The organism is Bartonella sp. AC158YNML (assembly GCF_042196725.1).
Classification (GTDB): Bacteria; Pseudomonadota; Alphaproteobacteria; order Rhizobiales; family Rhizobiaceae; genus Bartonella.
The window spans coordinates 1-17,216 of sequence record NZ_JBHIQU010000007.1; the positions used below are offsets into that span (position 1 = coordinate 1).

The 17,216-nt window shown below is 39.4% G+C and carries 13 protein-coding genes and 2 pseudogenes; 1 reads left to right on the top strand and 14 read right to left on the bottom strand.

Annotation, left to right across the window (positions count from 1 at the left end; translation table 11 throughout):
• The 3 genes and pseudogenes from ACFIM1_RS05145 to ACFIM1_RS05155 all read right to left on the bottom strand — a co-directional run.
• Positions 1-602 (bottom strand): annotated as a pseudogene (locus ACFIM1_RS05145) (tol-pal system protein); the annotation flags it as partial.
• A 50-nt stretch (positions 603-652) separates the two neighbouring features.
• Positions 653-1,174 carry a peptidoglycan-associated lipoprotein Pal gene (gene pal / locus ACFIM1_RS05150; RefSeq protein WP_375608438.1) on the bottom strand — a complete coding sequence of 174 codons (522 nt, stop codon included), beginning with the start codon at positions 1,172-1,174 and terminating at the stop codon, positions 653-655.
• A 196-nt stretch (positions 1,175-1,370) separates the two neighbouring features.
• Positions 1,371-2,066 (bottom strand): DUF1013 domain-containing protein, encoded by a 696-nt coding sequence (locus tag ACFIM1_RS05155; RefSeq protein WP_375608437.1) that lies wholly within the window; start codon positions 2,064-2,066, stop codon positions 1,371-1,373.
• A gap of 365 nt (positions 2,067-2,431) precedes the next feature.
• On the opposite strand from ACFIM1_RS05155, the gene ACFIM1_RS05160 reads away from it, so the two are divergent.
• On the top strand, positions 2,432-3,178 hold the full coding sequence (locus ACFIM1_RS05160) for a YebC/PmpR family DNA-binding transcriptional regulator (RefSeq protein ID WP_375608436.1): 747 nt from the start codon (positions 2,432-2,434) through the stop codon (positions 3,176-3,178).
• Between the two features lie 1,349 nt (positions 3,179-4,527).
• On the opposite strand, the pseudogene ACFIM1_RS05165 reads toward ACFIM1_RS05160, so the two are convergent.
• From ACFIM1_RS05165 to ACFIM1_RS05215, 11 genes and pseudogenes are all read right to left on the bottom strand, one after another.
• Positions 4,528-4,722, bottom strand: a pseudogene (locus tag ACFIM1_RS05165) (DUF4102 domain-containing protein); the annotation flags it as partial.
• 1,627 nt (positions 4,723-6,349) lie between these two features.
• Positions 6,350-7,675 carry a Tol-Pal system beta propeller repeat protein TolB gene (gene tolB, locus ACFIM1_RS05170; protein WP_375608435.1) on the bottom strand — a complete coding sequence of 442 codons (1,326 nt, stop codon included), beginning with the start codon at positions 7,673-7,675 and terminating at the stop codon, positions 6,350-6,352.
• Positions 7,676-7,707: 32 nt separating this feature from the next.
• The gene (locus tag ACFIM1_RS05175; protein ID WP_375608434.1) at positions 7,708-9,237 is read right to left on the bottom strand and encodes a cell envelope biogenesis protein TolA; all 1,530 of its coding nucleotides are present in this window, start codon (positions 9,235-9,237) and stop codon (positions 7,708-7,710) included.
• Between the two features lie 89 nt (positions 9,238-9,326).
• A complete protein-coding gene (gene tolR, locus ACFIM1_RS05180) occupies positions 9,327-9,779 on the bottom strand; it encodes a protein TolR (RefSeq protein WP_375608433.1) in 453 nt (150 codons plus the stop codon).
• Between the two features lie 15 nt (positions 9,780-9,794).
• Positions 9,795-10,508 (bottom strand): protein TolQ, encoded by a 714-nt coding sequence (tolQ, locus tag ACFIM1_RS05185; RefSeq protein ID WP_375608432.1) that lies wholly within the window; start codon positions 10,506-10,508, stop codon positions 9,795-9,797.
• Positions 10,509-12,478: 1,970 nt separating this feature from the next.
• Positions 12,479-12,919 carry a tol-pal system-associated acyl-CoA thioesterase gene (gene ybgC, locus ACFIM1_RS05190; RefSeq protein ID WP_375608431.1) on the bottom strand — a complete coding sequence of 147 codons (441 nt, stop codon included), beginning with the start codon at positions 12,917-12,919 and terminating at the stop codon, positions 12,479-12,481.
• Between the two features lie 233 nt (positions 12,920-13,152).
• Positions 13,153-14,247, bottom strand: a complete 1,095-nt coding sequence (ruvB, locus tag ACFIM1_RS05195) for a Holliday junction branch migration DNA helicase RuvB (RefSeq protein ID WP_375608430.1) — start codon at positions 14,245-14,247, stop codon at positions 13,153-13,155.
• A gap of 13 nt (positions 14,248-14,260) precedes the next feature.
• Complete coding sequence (ruvA, locus tag ACFIM1_RS05200; protein WP_375609404.1) at positions 14,261-14,875, bottom strand: Holliday junction branch migration protein RuvA; 615 nt, start codon at positions 14,873-14,875, stop codon at positions 14,261-14,263.
• Between the two features lie 13 nt (positions 14,876-14,888).
• Positions 14,889-15,404: a crossover junction endodeoxyribonuclease RuvC gene (ruvC, locus tag ACFIM1_RS05205; protein ID WP_375608444.1), complete on the bottom strand. Its 516-nt coding sequence runs from the start codon at positions 15,402-15,404 to the stop codon at positions 14,889-14,891.
• Between the two features lie 841 nt (positions 15,405-16,245).
• Positions 16,246-16,629, bottom strand: coding sequence for a cell division protein ZapA (locus ACFIM1_RS05210; protein ID WP_375608428.1), 384 nt, complete (start codon positions 16,627-16,629; stop codon positions 16,246-16,248).
• 12 nt (positions 16,630-16,641) lie between these two features.
• Complete coding sequence (locus tag ACFIM1_RS05215; protein WP_375608427.1) at positions 16,642-16,917, bottom strand: DUF4164 domain-containing protein; 276 nt, start codon at positions 16,915-16,917, stop codon at positions 16,642-16,644.
• Positions 16,918-17,216: the final 299 nt, after the last annotated feature.

A 17,216-nucleotide genomic window follows, 5' to 3' on the forward strand; every position in this document is an offset into this window, starting at 1 on the left:
TTTTCCATCACATCAGAAGCTTTATCGGCGGCATCCGTAGCTTTCTTTACCGCATCAGATGCGGCTTTACCCATAGAATCAGGGATGTTTTCCATCACATCAGAAGCTTTATCGGCGGCATCCGTGGCTTTTTTTACCGCATCAGATGCGGCTTTACCCGCAGCATCAAGGGCATTTTCCATCACATCAGAAGCTTTATCGGCGGCATCCGTAGCTTTCTTTACCGCATCAGATGCGGCTTTACCCATAGAATCAGGGGCATTTTCCATTACATCAGATGCTGCTTTACCCATAGCATCAGGGATGTTTTCCAACACATCAGAAGCTTTATCGGCGGCATCCGTAGCTTTCTTTACCGCATCAGATGCGGCTTTACCCGCAGCATCAAGGGCATTTTCCATCACATCAGAAGCTGCTTTATCGGCAGCATCCGTGGCTTTCTTTACCGCATCAGATACGGCTTTATCGGCGGTATCAACTTTATCCGTATCATGTGCAGGATATTCAGAAGCCTTTCGCGCCGCACTTTGAGCAAATGGCGCTGAAAAAACTATGAAAACCGCCATATAAAAGAGTGCTTTCCAATTGATTTTACGATACATTCTTTTCTCCCCTTAAGAGCTCATTGAATAATTGAAACAAATAATTTTTTTTAATGACTACTCGCGTTACTCAACGTTGTAACAGCACGTCGATTTTGATTCCAACAGGAAATATCATCGCATACCGCTACAGGTCTTTCTTTCCCGTAAGAAATTGTTTGAATTCGTTGCGCAGACACACCTAGAGACACCAAATAGTCTCGCACAGCAACAGCACGGCGCTGTCCAAGTGCCAAGTTATATTCACGTGTTCCCCTCTCATCAGCATGACCTTCAACCATAATAGAATAATAAGGATAATGAAGCAACCATTCTGCTTGGCGCGTTAAAATACGTTCAGCATCAGCATCAAGTGAAGAAGAATCGAGACTAAAAAATACACGATCACCCACACTAACTGTAAATTCTTGTCCTGAACCTGATGGTGCCTGATTCAAACCAGCATCATTCATATAAGCGCCATTCATACCGTTAAGTGCACCGATATTTTTTTTGTCACACCCACCCAAGCACAATGATAAAAAAAAGATAACCGCTAAAGAATGAAAGAGAGTATTTTGGGTAGAGCACATAGCCTATTTCTCCTTGAGTTTCGTAAAAAAGGGCAAATTCTTAGAATATTTTTAAAAATAACTGTTAATTCCTAATGAAGACGAAATTTTTTTGTCCTTTGTCACCATTTTTGAATCTCTGCCGATTTTTTTCACTCTCACCATTAACTTCCTCTAACATTTCCCTAAAAAACGTTGTACTTATACATCACGCTGTTTATGCATCATCTCGGTCTTGACGATTTTTTTGCAACGCGTTCAACTTTGCAAAAACCTTATCGGCATCAAAAGTCTTGTGTAGATTTTCTTCACGCTCATTGTCTTCTAGAGCAGCGTTTTCCGTCACAGATGCGGGAAGCAATGACCTATCTTCTTCCGCAGCAATAGGGCGATTTTTTGCCACACGTTGGAGTTCAAAATCTAAATCGATTTGCGAACACAAACCAAGTCCTACAGGATCAAGAGGGACCAAATTAGCGCTATTCCAGTGGGTTCTAAGGCGGATTTGTTCAATCGTTGCTTTTGTTGTTCCAATCAACCGTGCAATTTGTGCATCTTTCAATTCGGGATGGTTAGTGACCAACCATAGAATACCATTGGGACGATCTTGACGTCGAGAAAGAGGGATATAGCGCGCCCCTTTACGTTTTTTTTCAGGAATGTGCACCCTAGATTGAGAAATTTTTAAGCGTGCGTTTTGATCTGCTTCCACCCGTGCAATTTCACTGCGTGTCAATTGCCCAGAACTAATTGGATCTAAACCTTTAATACCATAAGCCGCCTCACCATCGGCAATAGCTTTTACTTCCAAGACATGCAATTTACAAAATTCTGCAATCTGATCAAAAGAAAGAGCTGTATTATCAACCAACCAAACAGCTGTTGCTTTGGGCATCAAAAGTTGCGTTGCCATTTTTATAAATCCTCTTCTGCGCCTAGGTTACCCGCTCACTTAAGAGCACTGAAACTTTATTACATAATTACATATCAGGTTTTCCCCACCCACTCTTAAAACAAAGCGTGGCATGGAATAAACCATTTTGCCATGAAACTGCCTTCTGTTATAGCGTGATTTTTGCTCAACGACAAGAGAGCTCTCTTGTAATGATCCTCAACAAGGTATCTTTACCTTTAAGATGAATTTTTTTATAAAGGCTTTATTCGATTATTTCACCTCACGTTGTGGCACATTTACTCTGGTGGGATGCACGTTTTATCGCCTTGAAATTCTAAAAAGTATCCAACTGGAAAGAAAGCCCTCAAACAGGAAAGAAAACTATGGCAGGCCATTCACAATTTAAAAATATTATGCACCGCAAAGGGCGTCAAGATGCAATGCGCTCGAAAATATTCTCTAAGCTTGCACGCGAAATTACTGTAGCAGCAAAACAAGGTGCTCCTGATCCAGCCATGAATCCACGTTTAAGACTTGCTATTCAAAATGCTAAAGCACAGTCAATGCCGAAAGATAATATTGAACGCGCGATTAAAAAAGCTTCAGGCACCGATGTCGAAAATTATGATGAAGTGCGCTATGAGGGCTATGGACCAGGGGGTGTTGCGGTCATTGTTGAAGCTTTAACCGATAACCGCAACCGCACCGCTTCAAACGTGCGAGCAGCCTTCACCAAATCAGGAGGAGCCTTGGGGGAAACAGGTTCTGTAAGCTTCATGTTCAATCGAATTGGTGAAATAATTTATAAGCCAGAAGCAGGAACAGCAGATAACATCATGGATGCAGCAATTGAAGCTGGGGCCGAAGATGTACAATCAGAAGAAACCGGACATCATATTACCTGCGCATTTGAAGATATTGGTGAAGTTTCAAAAACACTTGAAGCAAAACTTGGGGAAGCAGAATCGATTAAAACGATTTGGAAAGCCACCACCCTTGCACCAATAGATGAAGAAAAAGCTTTATCCGTTTTACGGTTGATTTCAACATTAGAAGAAGATGATGATGTGCAAAATGTTTATGCCAATTTTGATGTCAGTGATGAGATTTTAGCAAAACTGTCTGTATAATTCCCATCATTAGCATAGGCACTCTCTTCATCTATGAGAGACGCAAAAGTATCTATCATCCTTCTTCTTTATCCGCAGATATAAAAGCCCCGCGTCGATAGCGGGGTCAACCATTGGTGCAAAACCCAAGGCATCATCACACACTTTACCAACTCATAGAGGTTATGCAACAGCCCTTGGCACTTGAGGCGGTTCATAAGAGCTGTTTTTATTCCTTATCTTATACAGTTTCACTCCACACGGCTCTCCCTGTTTGTAACGTGCACACAAATGGTTTTGGTTGATTCAATATGAAATAGGTTTGGAATGAAAGAATCCTAGGATAGTCGAGACTCTCATTCAATATACAAAACAATAAATTATTATAAAGCCAAGCTTTGTAGTAATAAAACCGCAATCAATCGCAGAAAAAAGAAAGCATTGCAAAAAAGCATGCACCCTTGAACGCCCAAACACTTCTGATAATAAAGCACACAAAACTCTATAGCATCACCTTGTGTTACATACCCCAAGAATTATCCATAAATCCCCTTTCTATTTGATCTTTTTATTCTTTAAGATTAACCTTTCCTCCTTGCTCTCAAGTGATGAAGATTTTACCCCGATCTGATCTGTAAACAGTTTTGATTTTCTTGACGTATTCCTATGACGAATCACTTTACGCATCACGCATGAGATTTGTTTGTACCTTAAGTCCTGTCAAACAAGCCCTCCTCTAAATATTCACCACCCACTAAAAAACACGCTGAAAATATATCAAGGAGATTTACATATCTTATATCACCACACCTCAAAGACAGTGTTTCTCGTTTATGAAGGAACAAACCACCCCCATCATACACTTTGCCAACACCTAATGTTGCTGATAAGTCTTAGCCTCTGAGACAGTTTAAGAGGCATTTTTACTCCTTTGAAGTGTTTTTCTCCACACGGCTCTCCTCGCTTATGACGTACAAGAAATATGGATTTTGATTGATTCAAAAGAGAACAGATTTAAAATGGGAAAATCTTACGATATTCAGGGCTCTTATTAAAGTTTAAAAATACTACACTATCATTACAAATCAATATATTATAATGATATAACAGAATAAGTAATTATAAAGCCAGAGCGGGCTGTTTGGCAAAGTATTTTATAAAAAACCGGTATATCTCTCTAATCTATTGCAGATAAATTTTTGACTTTATAGCATTAATTTATGGCATTGTATGCTTCCTAAAAATAGCGTCATTGATCTTATAAAATCTGTCCTTTTTCTGTTACCTATCCCTCAATATTCAAACCGAAAACCACAATATACTTGAGATAAAGAGTAAAACGATTGAGCACTTTGGAGACTGTTATAAACTTTTATTAAAGAGACATGTCTGAACGCTCCCAAGCCCATTTCACGGCAGCGCCCGTGAATGATATAACAATAAAGTCACTGAACACCTGCATCTTTAGGTTTGTGGAGAAGCAAGCCGGAACCATCATTATATATTTTGCCAGCTCGTGGGTGTTGCGACAGCCCTGAGTACTTAAGACAGTTCATAAGAGCCATTTTTAGTTCTTTTTTGTACAGTTTTATCCACGCACTTATCCCGCTTTTGACGTTCAAGAGATATGATTTTGATTGATTCAAAGAGAACAGATTTGAAATGAGAGAATTTTGCGATATTCACGGTTCTTATTCAAGGTGCATAACGCTAAATTATCATTATAAATCAATGTATTGTATAAACCAGAAGAGGTCAACAGTATCAGGTATGTTCGAAACGAAAAAACAATCTTATTTGGTCAAAACAATAAAACCGTATAAAAACTAATACCCATATCACCACCTTTCATACGAGTTTACGGCTTTTTAACTTTACAGCTTTTTAAAAGTATCTAAAGCAATATCTTTTAAAGAATGGAGATTCCACATTTGCCTCACACTTTTATTTCTCTTGTTCGTTAATGAGAAGAAACTCCTTACAAAACAAAAAACCCAAAACACGACACGATAAAATGCCACGCGCAATATCCCCCAATGGCCTCCACGCAATCTCCCTACGTAATATTATTGTATTGCGAATTCATGCTCTGGTTCTGTTTTTGTTAAAGAAAAATCTCTCAATGCGCATGCCTTTCATTTCATGAAAGCAGCCATAGTATAACGTAAGTTCCCCGTAGGGTATAAAAGCCTCTCTACCATCTTTACTTCGTAAAGCGATAAGCCGGCATCATTATGCTCTTTTCTAGCTTCTAATGTTGTAAACTCTCAGCCCTTGAAATGATTCATGAAAAACATTTTAGTTCCCTTTTGAAAGAACTTTATTCATACATCAACGCTGGTATCAATGTTTCCATCAATGTCGCTTGTGACCTGTAACAGAATAATTTGATAAGAAAAAATCTTATAATATTGAGAGCTCTTATGATGCAAAACAATGAATTATCCTTTTATGGAGTAAAATACCGTCATCTACGGTATGATAGTATAAGGTTATCAACATATTGATTTATAATGATAATTTAGCATTATATACCTTGAATAAAAACCGTGAATCGTAAATTTTTCTTATTTCAAATCTGTTCTCTTTTGAATCAATCAAAATCATATCTCTTACACGTTATAAGCGGGGAGAGCTATGTAGCGTAAAACACTTCAAAAGAATAAAAAAGCTTCTTATGAACCGTTTCAAGGGAAAAGGGCTGTTGCAACATTAGACGCTAAACATATGATGGTGCCGACTTACTCTATTTTATTAAGCATCTAGAATTCATTGACACATTCAATATTTTTTAAAGGCCGTGACCAATATTCTTAAAGCTTCCTTTAATTACAGAAAACGCATGAAGAGCCAGCAGAGAAAACATCCTCGACAAAAATCCGGATTCTTCACAAACTAAATCGGAAAGAAAATCAAAAAAAATATATCTAGCAGCACTTTGCATAAAAAGTTGAAATCTAGAAACCTCAAAACTTTCGGTTATACTTTTTAAGGTATTGTTTTTTAAAACCCTTTCCCCAAGGAAACTTCACTATTTACAAATAACCGTAGATGATAGGTGAAATATACATAACTCCCCATGCCCACTATAATCAATTCCTTCTTTTAAATAATTAAAGACAATTGAGATTGTGTAAACTTGAAACTGTATAGACTATATTCCCTCTATGTTCTGTTTTTAAGCACTTTGTTTTATTGTATAGTAAGCAATGGCGACCATGCTGGATCAGAAGCATCATTGGGTGTGGGGAGTTGACGTTCATTGCGTCCCGTAATGTCAATGGTATAAATTTTTGGTCCCATACCCGGATTTTTGCGAAAAAACATTAGCACACGACCATTTGGCGCCCAAGTTGGTCCTTCATTGTGAAAACCCGTGGTTAAAATTCGTTCTCCTTGTCCATCTGGGCGCATAACACCGATAGAAAATTGTCCGCTTAATTGTTTTGTAAAGGCGATATAGTCACCCCGTGGAGACCAAATAGGTGTTGAATAACTCCCCTCGTTTGAAGAAATACGTTGAATATCACTCCCATCTGCATTCATTTTATAGATTTGCGGCTTTCCGCTACGATCTGAAGAAAAAACAATTTGTTTGCCATCCGGTGAATAAGAAGCAGAAGTATCAATAGCAGAAGTTGTTGTAAGTCGCGTCATCGTACGGGTTCGTAAATCCATGGTGTAAAGATTGGCACTCCCATCATTTTGTAACAAACTCATGATGACTTTTTGTCCATCAGAAGAAAAACGCGGAGCAATTGTCATGTTATTAAACGTTCCAATCAACTCTCTTTGCCCCATTTCAATTTGTTGGAGATAAACATGAGGTACTTGATTTTCCTCATAAGCCATATAGGTCAATTCTTGTCTTTTTGGGGAAAAACGCGGTGTAAGCACCAATTCACTTCCATCGGACATATAAATCAAATTTGCTCCATCTTGATCCATCATGGCTAAGCGTTTAATGCGTGCATTTTGAGGTCCTGTTTCATCGATAAAAACAATTCTTGTATCAAAATAACCACTTTCTCCTGTCATCTCACTATAGATCTCATCTGCAATTATATGGGCCACACGCCGCCACCGTTCTGTCGCGGTATAAAAACGCCGTCCTTTCAGTTGTCGCTCTCCAAAAACATCCCATAAACGAAAATCGACTCTCAATCGTCCATCGATTTCTCTCATGACTTGCCCCGTTACCAAACCTTGCGCTTTTATTTTCTGCCAATAAGCAAAATGCGGTTGTTTATTAGGACTAGAAGTGTTTTCAACAAAATTTGCTTTATCAAGCGGTAAAAAAAGCCCCGACCGTTCCAGATCGGCTGTCACCACAGCCGTTATTTTAGATCCAATCGAATCATTGGAAATAAAGTCTGTAATTGCAATGGGAATGGGATTAAAATCAGCGCTTGAAATCGTCCCTTTCAATTGCGCATAAACCAATGAAATATTTGAAAGCCACAACCCACAAGTGACAATAAACCAAGCAAAAACTTTATATCTCGTTATAGTCATCATGGAATGCGTCCTTTCGTTAAGCGATTTTTTTATCATCTTATTTCTTGGAGGGGATCAACATTAAAGTCAAAACCTTGCCCCCACAGGCCATATTGATCACGTGGGAGATCTGCATAAGGTTGGCATGAAAAAACAGCCGCGTATACCTGCCTTATCATAATAGCTTGTTGACTCTCAAGACCGCTTACAGGATCAATGATAGGATCACCCACAACCATTCCTTCACGGTCCAAATAAAATCGCAACCGCACGACCGGACGGTTTTTTAAATCGCCACCAAGCGCTACAAGTTTAAGCTTCTGTTGAATACACCCCCCAACAATATTGACCAATGTTTGTGCCATTTTTGTGGTATCACTAATATTTTTTCTTGCCCCCAAAGCTTCTGGTGTATGAGAACGTTTTGCTCCTCCTCCTTGTGACCGCGCACGATTGAGCAAATTATTTTCCTCCATGGCCAGAATATCTTCAATGGTCTGTTTCTCTTGGTGTTTCTTGCTAAGCTTTGGCGTATTTTGATTCAATGCCGCCTTATTTTTCATTGTAGATTCTTCGTCAAATTTTGGTTTCAACTGTGGAAGAAGAATTTTTTCTGGAAGCACAATTTTGGGCACTTGATGAACCACCTGCTCTGTCGGTACTTTTTGTACCGTTGGAGTCAATTCTTTTGGCGATACCATCTCTTCATTTTTGTGCAAAGGCTTAAGCGCAGTCTCGGGTGCATCCTCCGATACTTTCAAAGGCACCTCAGGCGCAACCTTGGGCGCATCTTCCGGTACTCTCACAGACATCTCAGGTGCAACCTTGGGCGCATCTTCCGGTGCTTCCAAAGGCATCTCAGGTGCAACCTTGGGCGCATCCTCCGGTACTCTCACAGGCATCTCAGGCGCAACCTTAGGCGCATCTTCCGGTGCTTCCAAAGGCATCTCAGGCGCAAGCTTTGGCGCATCTTCCGGTACTCTCACAGGCACCTCAGGTACAGCCTTAGGCGCGTCCTCCGGTACTCTCAAAGGCACCTCAGGCGCAAGCTTTGGCGCATCTTCCGGTGCTTCCAAAGGCATCTCAGGTGCAAGCTTTGGCGCATCTTCCGGTACTTTCAAAGGCATCTCAGGCGCAACCTTAGGCTCATTCTCTGGTTCTTTTGAAATCTCTTCTGTTTTTGCTTCTAATAATTCTGGTTGTGTAAGTTCGGATGTGGATGTTTCCGACGTACTTTCGCTTGTTGGCGGCGGTGTTGTCTCAACGGGGAGCAACTTTTCTTTTGGTTTAAAAGGCGCAAGACGATCTATTTGTCCCTCCCCAATATGGCGTGCATCCTCTTTTTCTTGTGGTTGCATGGTTGGTTTAATGGCAGGAATCGCACGGATAGGAGCCTTCACAGCTCCTTGTTGAGAGGAAAGCTCTTCCATCAAAGGAGCCAGAGTGATAGGAATTGCTTCCAATTGTTGTGGTAAAGAGACAAAGCTTGCAAACTGAACGGCTCCCCAACCAAGAAAAATGACATGGACCATAAGGGATAAAGCCAAGCCTCGTTTCATGCTATGATAGGAGTCTTTGTTCATTCTTTATGCCTTATTTACGCCTTACATTTTTTCATTTTTAATCACTCTATGCTCTTTTTAAAAACAACCATTTATGCGCAATTTATCATTTATTGCGCTAAACTTGCTAATGCAACTTGAGAAAAACCTGCCTTTTGAATATCGGCCAAGAGTTTTAATACTTGTTGATATTCAACAGTTTTAGCAACCCGCACAAAAATCCGTTGATCTTTTTGGGCAGCATCCGCTTCCAGAAGCGTTTTTAGGTGTGCAATCAGCGCTTGTGACGTTTCATAATAATCTTGATTAATGGCCAAGCGCCCTTGCGCATCAAGTGAAACCGTAAGGGGCGTTTTTTGCGCGTGTACGGGCCCCGCTTGACTACGAGGCAAATCCAAAGGAACCCCATTCACCAAAAGAGGTGCAGAAACCATAAAAATAATGAGCAAGACCAGCATGACATCCACAAAAGGTGTGATATTGATTTCACTCATCAGTTGGCTTCGTGAATGACGCCGCCCACGTGTATTTTTGCGAGAAGAAGAAGCAACAGAAATTCCCATGGGATAAGCTCCTTTTTATAAAGGGGAAGGTGCTGTGCGTGTTTCATCAATACGTCGCGATACAATTGTTGAAAATTCATCGGCAAAATTTTCTATTTGTGCAATGATGCGCGCACTTTCATGGGTCAACTTGTTATAAGCAATAACAGCTGGAATTGCTGCAAACAAACCAATCGCGGTTGCCAAAAGCGCTTCTGCAATCCCTGGCGCTACAATGGCAAGTGACGTATTTTGAGAAACTGAAATAGAAAGAAAAGACTCCATAATACCAATAACTGTTCCAAAAAGTCCGATAAAAGGTCCCGCAGACCCCAGTGTCGCAAGAAAACTTAATTTTGATTCTATTTTTTCACTTTCACGTCCCAGCGTCAAATCCATAGCCTTATCAATTCTGCTCTGCAAACTTTTCGATGTATGGGTCCCTTTTTCAAGAGATTTTTTCCATTCAACCATTGCCGCCATAAAAACAGCAGATATGCTATTGGTGCGTTGACTTTTACATGATGTATAAAGATCTTCTAGCGCTTTGCCTGACCAAAATATCCGTTCAAACTGCTTTATTTCACGCTGCATTCTCCGATAAGTAAAAATTTTATCAAAAATAATGGCCCAACTCCAGACGGAAGCGAGTAGCAACCCAATCATAACCCCTTTAACGATCCAACTCGCTTGCATAAACAAATGCAACATTCCCATTGTTTCCAGATTCGTTAGTTCTACCTGCGGCATAATTGTTGTCCCTCTAAATGAAAGGTGCATTGATTAAAATTCTATAAAACAGATTGTTTTACAGTTTCTAAATTTAAGTAAAAAACTTTAGACTCACATAAATCTACGTGCCAAAACAAGAGCCATTTCTTAAATTTCTTTTAAAAGTGATGATGAGAGGCATGCCTCAATGCACGTCGCCCTCATTTCACAACGGCATTTATGAAAGATATAACGATACCCCCATAAATAATATAAAATCTATTATGCGCCACCATCTTTACACTTTGAAAAAAAAGCTAAACCATCCTCCGCTTTCCCAGCTCAAAATGTTATGATCTAAATCTTGGCACTTTGAAAAAGTTCATAAGAGGCATTGTTATTCCTTTCTCAAGTGTTTTTGTCCCAATTCACCAACCCCGCTTGTGACATACAAGAAAATATTTTTGATTAATTTACAGTAAAAGAGCTTGAAAAGAAAAAATCTGACACGTCTCAGGATTTTCATTTCAAATTGCAATGCAATGAATTATCATTATAAATAAATATGTTAACATCATGATAAGATACCGCATTGCCTTAAAGCTTTTCTTTCTCTCATTTTTAATGGGATTACACCCTTGGGGCATAAAAAATAAACCACCATACCTCGCCCGACGTTCTCCACATAATGCTCCTATGTAAGTCTCATGTAATGCCATAAAATTTTATTGTTCTGTGAATTTATGTATACGATAAATACTGATTTATAAATATAATTTAGCATTACTCATATTGAATTAAAACCTTGAATGTCGTAAGATTCTTTCATTTTAAACTTGTTCCATGTTGAAGCAATAAAAATCACTTGCGTGCACGTCAAAAGCGAAGCTGGTGTGTGGGTAAAAATTGTATAAGAAAGGAGTGCCTCTAATAAACCTTTTCAAGTGCCAAGGGCTGTCGTCCCCCACGAGTTGGCAAAATGTGTGATGGTGCCGGCTTACTTCTCCATAAGCGTAAAGAGGGGGAGCTCAGTGGCTTTATCGTTAGAAAACACCTTTCAATGCTTATCATCCCTCTGATGATGGCATCATGGTATACCGTAAAAACTTCTGGGAAGTGAAAAAAGCCACGTCACCATCTTTACTTTATGAAGCAATAAACCGCCCCTTCACTTTCTTTGCACCCTTGCAATATTGGTTCGTTATTGCATTGAGGATTGTATATAAAAAGCATTTTTACATCTTTTTTCAATGGAATATATTGCGCTCTTATAATGTTTAAGCAAATGGTTTTACATGGTGCAACATGAACAGGTTTGAAATGAAAGCGTTTTACTCTCTTGGGCTTTATCGCCGTGAGAAAAAATAAATGACCGTTCCCAATCACTTTATTCTAGAGAATACTATGCTCTTGAAACTTTAAATCAAGAATGCATTTCTACCTTATATGTATTGATCTCTCACTTATTTATTGCGTTTTTATTGCGTTGAAAAATGCACATGAAAGTCATGCACTATGGATGGAGAGCTCTCTCTTGTGAGATCAAAGGACAACCCTGCAACAAAACAAACTCCTTACCTCTCAGTATTTTAAGCGGATTTTCAATCTTGCTGCTTATGATCACTTTGATTACACTATTTTGCTGAGTATGTACATTTTTTATCACAAAAATGAACTTCATTCATTTTTTTCTTTTTTATATTTTGCACTTTTCTGCTGTTTTCTGATGCAAACGAACTCTCTTCCAAGAGGAAGCAAAACATTTTGAGTTCATGGCAGAAAATGGATGGTGAGACGCTGATTTTGCACCACAACATGGATGAGGCGTAATGAGGATATTATCTTTAATTTATTGGAGCAGGGAAGCTTTTTTCTAATGTATTGTGTGACCTTATTGATGATCAAGGAAAAACATTTAAGTAGACTATGGTCGATGTATAATCTTAGATTGTAGATCAACTTATGTTTCATGAAACGGCTATGAAACCTCTGTTCCATAAAGAACACTTTTAACCAAGTATTTTTACCAAAAGCTCTTTGGGTAACCGACGCGGTTTTGCCTCCTCATTAATCAGAGCAATTTCAACTTTCGCTGTTACCAACGTGGTTTCTTCATGCAAAATAGCTTGCTCCATAAAAAAGCGTGCCCCTTGGATGTGATTAACACGTGTTTTAACGACTAAAAGATGATCAATTTTGGCTGGTCGTGCAAAATTAATTTCCATATGACGCACAATAAAAAACAGTTTTTCCCCCTCAAGCCCTGCTGCTAACATTTTATTATTAAAACCGGTATCGCGTAAAAACTCTGACCGTCCTCGTTCAAAAAACTCAAGATAACGCGCATGATAAACCACACCGGAAAAATCTGTATCCGCAACATAAACGCGAACCTGAAAATTATGAAAAGCACTTGTATGATTTCTCTTGAAAGGAGTCACTTCTGTCATCTACTTCACGTCCCATAAAATCATTGAATAGAGCAAATTATTTATAGATCAAAAGATTGAACACATTTTTGTGTTAATGTTATGAAACGCAAAAGCACAAAATCCTCAATCGTTCCAAATCTTTTTGATCAGAATCTGCTAAAAGAAATACATTTCTTGTATTTATAACCTTGCGATACAATATTCACGCAATTTTTTTTAAGAAAATGTCTTATTTTTTTAAAGAGAATGTCTTAGTCATCTTCCCCATCCCATAAAGTCGTCTGAAGTGATGAATTGTCTTGAGCATCAGAAAATTGAGCACGCCTTTGTATAGACATTGTAGAAGCAGGCGCAGAAAGCCCTAAATGGCTCCAAGCCTTTTCACTCAGAATACGTCCGCGAGCGGTTCTTTGAATAAACCCTTGTTGGAGCAAATAGGGTTCAACAATATCTTCAATGGCATCGCGTGGTTCTGATAAAGCAGCAGCAATCGTTTCAATCCCCACCGGTCCCCCTAAAAAAGTTTCCGCAATCAGGAGCAAATAGCGACGGTCAAGCGGGTCAAGCCCAAGATGATCCACTTCAAGGCGCGAAAGGGCTTCATCGGCGATTTTTCGGTCAATTTGTTTTGCCTGTTTAACCAGAGCAAAATCACAAACGCGCCGTAAAAGGCGTCCAGCAATGCGAGGCGTCCCGCGTGCTCTGCGTGCAATTTCATGGGCTCCATCATCACTGATCTTGACAGCAAAAAGTCGTGCATTACGCTGAACAATATATTCCAATTCTTCTATCGTATAAAAATTGAGACGAATTGGGATTCCAAAACGGTCTCTCAGCGGTGTGGTTAAAAGTCCCAAACGTGTGGTTGCCGCCACCAAAGTAAATTTAGCCAGATCAATTTTAACCGAGCGGGCAGCAGGCCCCTCACCAATGATAAGATCAAGTTGATAATCTTCCATTGCCGGATACAAAATTTCTTCAATTGCCGGATTTAAGCGATGAATTTCATCAATAAAAAGGACATCACGTTCTTCGAGATTGGTCAAGAGAGCTGCTAAATCTCCTGCTTTAGCAATGACCGGCCCTGAAGTAGAGCGAAAATTAACGCCTAATTCTTTTGCCATAATCTGTGAAAGCGTTGTTTTTCCCAACCCCGGTGGTCCTACAAACAAAACATGATCCAGCGCTTCTTGCCGTGTTTTTGCTGCTTCAATAAATATTTTTAAATTAGCCCGTGCCGCTTCTTGACCAATAAAATCATCGAGAACTTGTGGTCTTAAGGAACGATCTGGATCGTTAGGAAGGAGGGCGGAACCCAGAAGGCGTTTATCTTCATCTTTATGCATTGTTACCTTGATTCTAAGTAAGAGAAGAAAGCAATTTGAGACTATGGCGGATCAGCAGGGCAGAAGAAACAGTTTCCCCCTCAAGCGCATTCATCGCAAGAGCAAGAGCACGGGATGCATGCTCCCGTTCAAACCCTAGCTTCATCAACGCGGAAAGCGCATCATGCGCAGGTTGATTGGTCATCTCACGCTGAGGAACCGAAACAGTCTTGACCGCTTGTTCAAAGGGAAGTGTTTTACTTTTCAGTTCACCCACAATTCTTTCACTGACTTTTTTACCAACGCCCGGCGCTCGACTAATCATCGCAACATCATTTAAAGCGATAGCCTGAGCAAGTTCATCTGGCGATAAAGTCCCCAAGATTGCCAAAGCAACCTTTGCCCCTACTCCAGGAACATTTTGTAGAAGACAAAACCACTCCTGTTCAGCTCTTGTAGCAAAACCAAAAAGGCGAATTGCTTCTTCACGAACATGCGTTTCAATAAAAAGGCTTAACGCCTCCCCAACAGAGGGTAAAGAAGGACGCAGACGATTTGACACAAAAACAACATAACTCACACCATGAACATCAAGAAGAATATGATCATCAAAGATATGTTCAAGGGTGCCCTTTAATTTGCCAATCATGTTGCCACCCCAATCATATCGCCATCCTTGCCTGATAAGATTGGCCCATACTCTTACGATGCATACTATGACAAAGAGCAAGAGCAAGAGCATCAGCCGCATCATTACTATCAAATTCAGCCCGTGGTAGGAGAACTTTTACCATCATATGGATTTGTTCTTTAGCACCATGCCCAACACCAATAACCGATTTTTTCACTTTGTTGGGGGCATATTCAAAAACAGGAAGGTTTGCTTGGGCAGGAACCAGCAGCGCAATCGCGCGCGCTTGCCCAAGTTTTAAAGTTGCCGTAGCATCTTTGTTGACAAACACATGTTCCACAGCGGCTTCATGGGGCATAAATTGATGCATAATCTCTGAAAGACCTTTGTGGATCTGACAGAGTCTGGAAGCCAGATCACACTGTACATTAGAAGAAACCGTCCCTGCTGCAATAAACTGAAGACGATTACCTGCAAGATCGATAACACCCCACCCTGTATGCCGTAATCCGGGATCAATGCCTATAATACGAATCGTCTCTGCCATAAACTTCAGTTTATACACTTTTATCCCTCTTGGATAAAGGCTCGCCTGGAAAGAAAACAGCAGCAAAGATCAAAACAAGTAAAAAGATAGTCATACCTAAGGAATTTATACATTATACATATAACAAACAGCAGCTTTAAAGAGCACAAACGAAATCAATCAAAAACATTCACACATCACAAGAAAGCAACCTATAAATCAAAAGCAAAATATAAAATTCCCCTTCTCTATCACCTTCCATACCATAACGATTAAACATCGCAAGTGAGCAAATAGATGATACCAAATTGTACATTCATCAGTGTAAAGATGCTACTCAATGGATGGGATACACTTCACGGAAAATTTTTACATTATACCATGATGCCACCAAGATATAAGAGAATAAGGTTATTTTTAAAATATATATACATATGAATCTGCTTGGTGCTATCGAGGGGGACAAGGACTTTTGATAGAACTAGAGCTTTTGGGGAAATGGAATAAAGATGTTTATTCTTGAAGGATGCTTTGCTGGTTTCTGTTGTAATTTCTATGATTGTTTAGAATGATATTGGTCTTATTATCATCTTGATGCGCGGCATAAAGAAACTTTATTTGAAGCGTAATGATACAAGCCTCCTTGAAACGTTTAAGCGTTTTTTAAGAGGCATTGGATATTCGGGAAAGGCCTTGTTTGTTACGCTTAATGCATGTCAATCACATGACGTGCAAGCCAAGAAAAACCAGTCTTGATTAAGAATCCAACCTGTTTACAGACTGATGTGGGTTTTAGGATTTTTATTCTGTAAAGTGTGAGAGGCAAGTCAAATCTCTGGTTTATTACGCGCTGATGTACTTTTTAGAAGCCTTCCTGTTCTTGTTCTTGAATGTGTGTGCTATTTTGATCATCTTTGAGCAATTGGTTGGTGAGATTTTCAATGCGTTGTGTGGTGTCACGCATAATTTTTCCCATAGTACGATCTCTTTCATTGTGGAGTCTTAAAAGAGCATTGTAGTCTTCTTGTAATTTTTTATTTTCTCGTTTTATTTCTTCCATTTCATCGATAATCATTATGCCTGCCATAACCGATAAACGATGGTCGCCAATTTCACCAAAATTTTTCTTTAAATGTGCGATATATTGGTCCAATTGAGCCGCAAGCGCAATAAGATGACGTTCTTGTCCTTTATCACAAGCCATACGATAATTTTTACCATCAATGGTAACGGAAACAGTTTCCATACATTCAAACCTTTATCTATCAATGACGACACGAATCGTTTCCATTGCTTTAATAAGACGTTTGGAAACTTCTCTGTTTACGGACTCTAAGCGTTCAATTTGGGCTTCAGCTTTGTCAAGCGCTTGAGCAAGATGGCTGCGATCAGCATTCATTCGTTGAATTTCTTCTTCCCATTCGTTATTTTTATCAATAACGGCATTGCGATTTATTATAGTGATCTCTAAGGTTCTGAGTGCTTTTTCCAATTGTTCTAGAGCATCTTGTAGAACCGTAGTCTCTTGGTTCATTGCCTTTATCCTTTGGGTAATTATATCCTTTATCAATGCGTTATGCAAAAACGAATCACTTACACTTTTGTATTGCGTGCATTTTATTTTTAAGGAAGTAGGATATTTTAGCAAGCAAAGCAGGGGATAGATATGAATTAAAAGCTGGATTTTTTGAACATATTGGCATAAATGACATGAATATACAGGATGCGTGAGGGGAATGTTATTTAAATGTGATCAAAGTAGTGTCAAAAAGTCTCACGCTGAGGATTAGAAAATAGTATTTCTCAGGAATTTTTAAAGAGAATACGGAAAAA

Coding starts and splice junctions, on each gene's coding strand:
- pal (WP_375608438.1), bottom strand. CDS start 1,174: ATGTGCTCTACCCAAAATACTCTCTTTCATTCTTTAGCGGTTATCTTT.
- ACFIM1_RS05155 (WP_375608437.1), bottom strand. CDS start 2,066: ATGGCAACGCAACTTTTGATGCCCAAAGCAACAGCTGTTTGGTTGGTT.
- ACFIM1_RS05160 (WP_375608436.1), top strand. CDS start 2,432: ATGGCAGGCCATTCACAATTTAAAAATATTATGCACCGCAAAGGGCGT.
- tolB (WP_375608435.1), bottom strand. CDS start 7,675: ATGATGACTATAACGAGATATAAAGTTTTTGCTTGGTTTATTGTCACT.
- ACFIM1_RS05175 (WP_375608434.1), bottom strand. CDS start 9,237: ATGAACAAAGACTCCTATCATAGCATGAAACGAGGCTTGGCTTTATCC.
- tolR (WP_375608433.1), bottom strand. CDS start 9,779: ATGGGAATTTCTGTTGCTTCTTCTTCTCGCAAAAATACACGTGGGCGG.
- tolQ (WP_375608432.1), bottom strand. CDS start 10,508: ATGCCGCAGGTAGAACTAACGAATCTGGAAACAATGGGAATGTTGCAT.
- ybgC (WP_375608431.1), bottom strand. CDS start 12,919: ATGACAGAAGTGACTCCTTTCAAGAGAAATCATACAAGTGCTTTTCAT.
- ruvB (WP_375608430.1), bottom strand. CDS start 14,247: ATGCATAAAGATGAAGATAAACGCCTTCTGGGTTCCGCCCTCCTTCCT.
- ruvA (WP_375609404.1), bottom strand. CDS start 14,875: ATGATTGGCAAATTAAAGGGCACCCTTGAACATATCTTTGATGATCAT.
- ruvC (WP_375608444.1), bottom strand. CDS start 15,404: ATGGCAGAGACGATTCGTATTATAGGCATTGATCCCGGATTACGGCAT.
- ACFIM1_RS05210 (WP_375608428.1), bottom strand. CDS start 16,629: ATGGAAACTGTTTCCGTTACCATTGATGGTAAAAATTATCGTATGGCT.
- ACFIM1_RS05215 (WP_375608427.1), bottom strand. CDS start 16,917: ATGAACCAAGAGACTACGGTTCTACAAGATGCTCTAGAACAATTGGAA.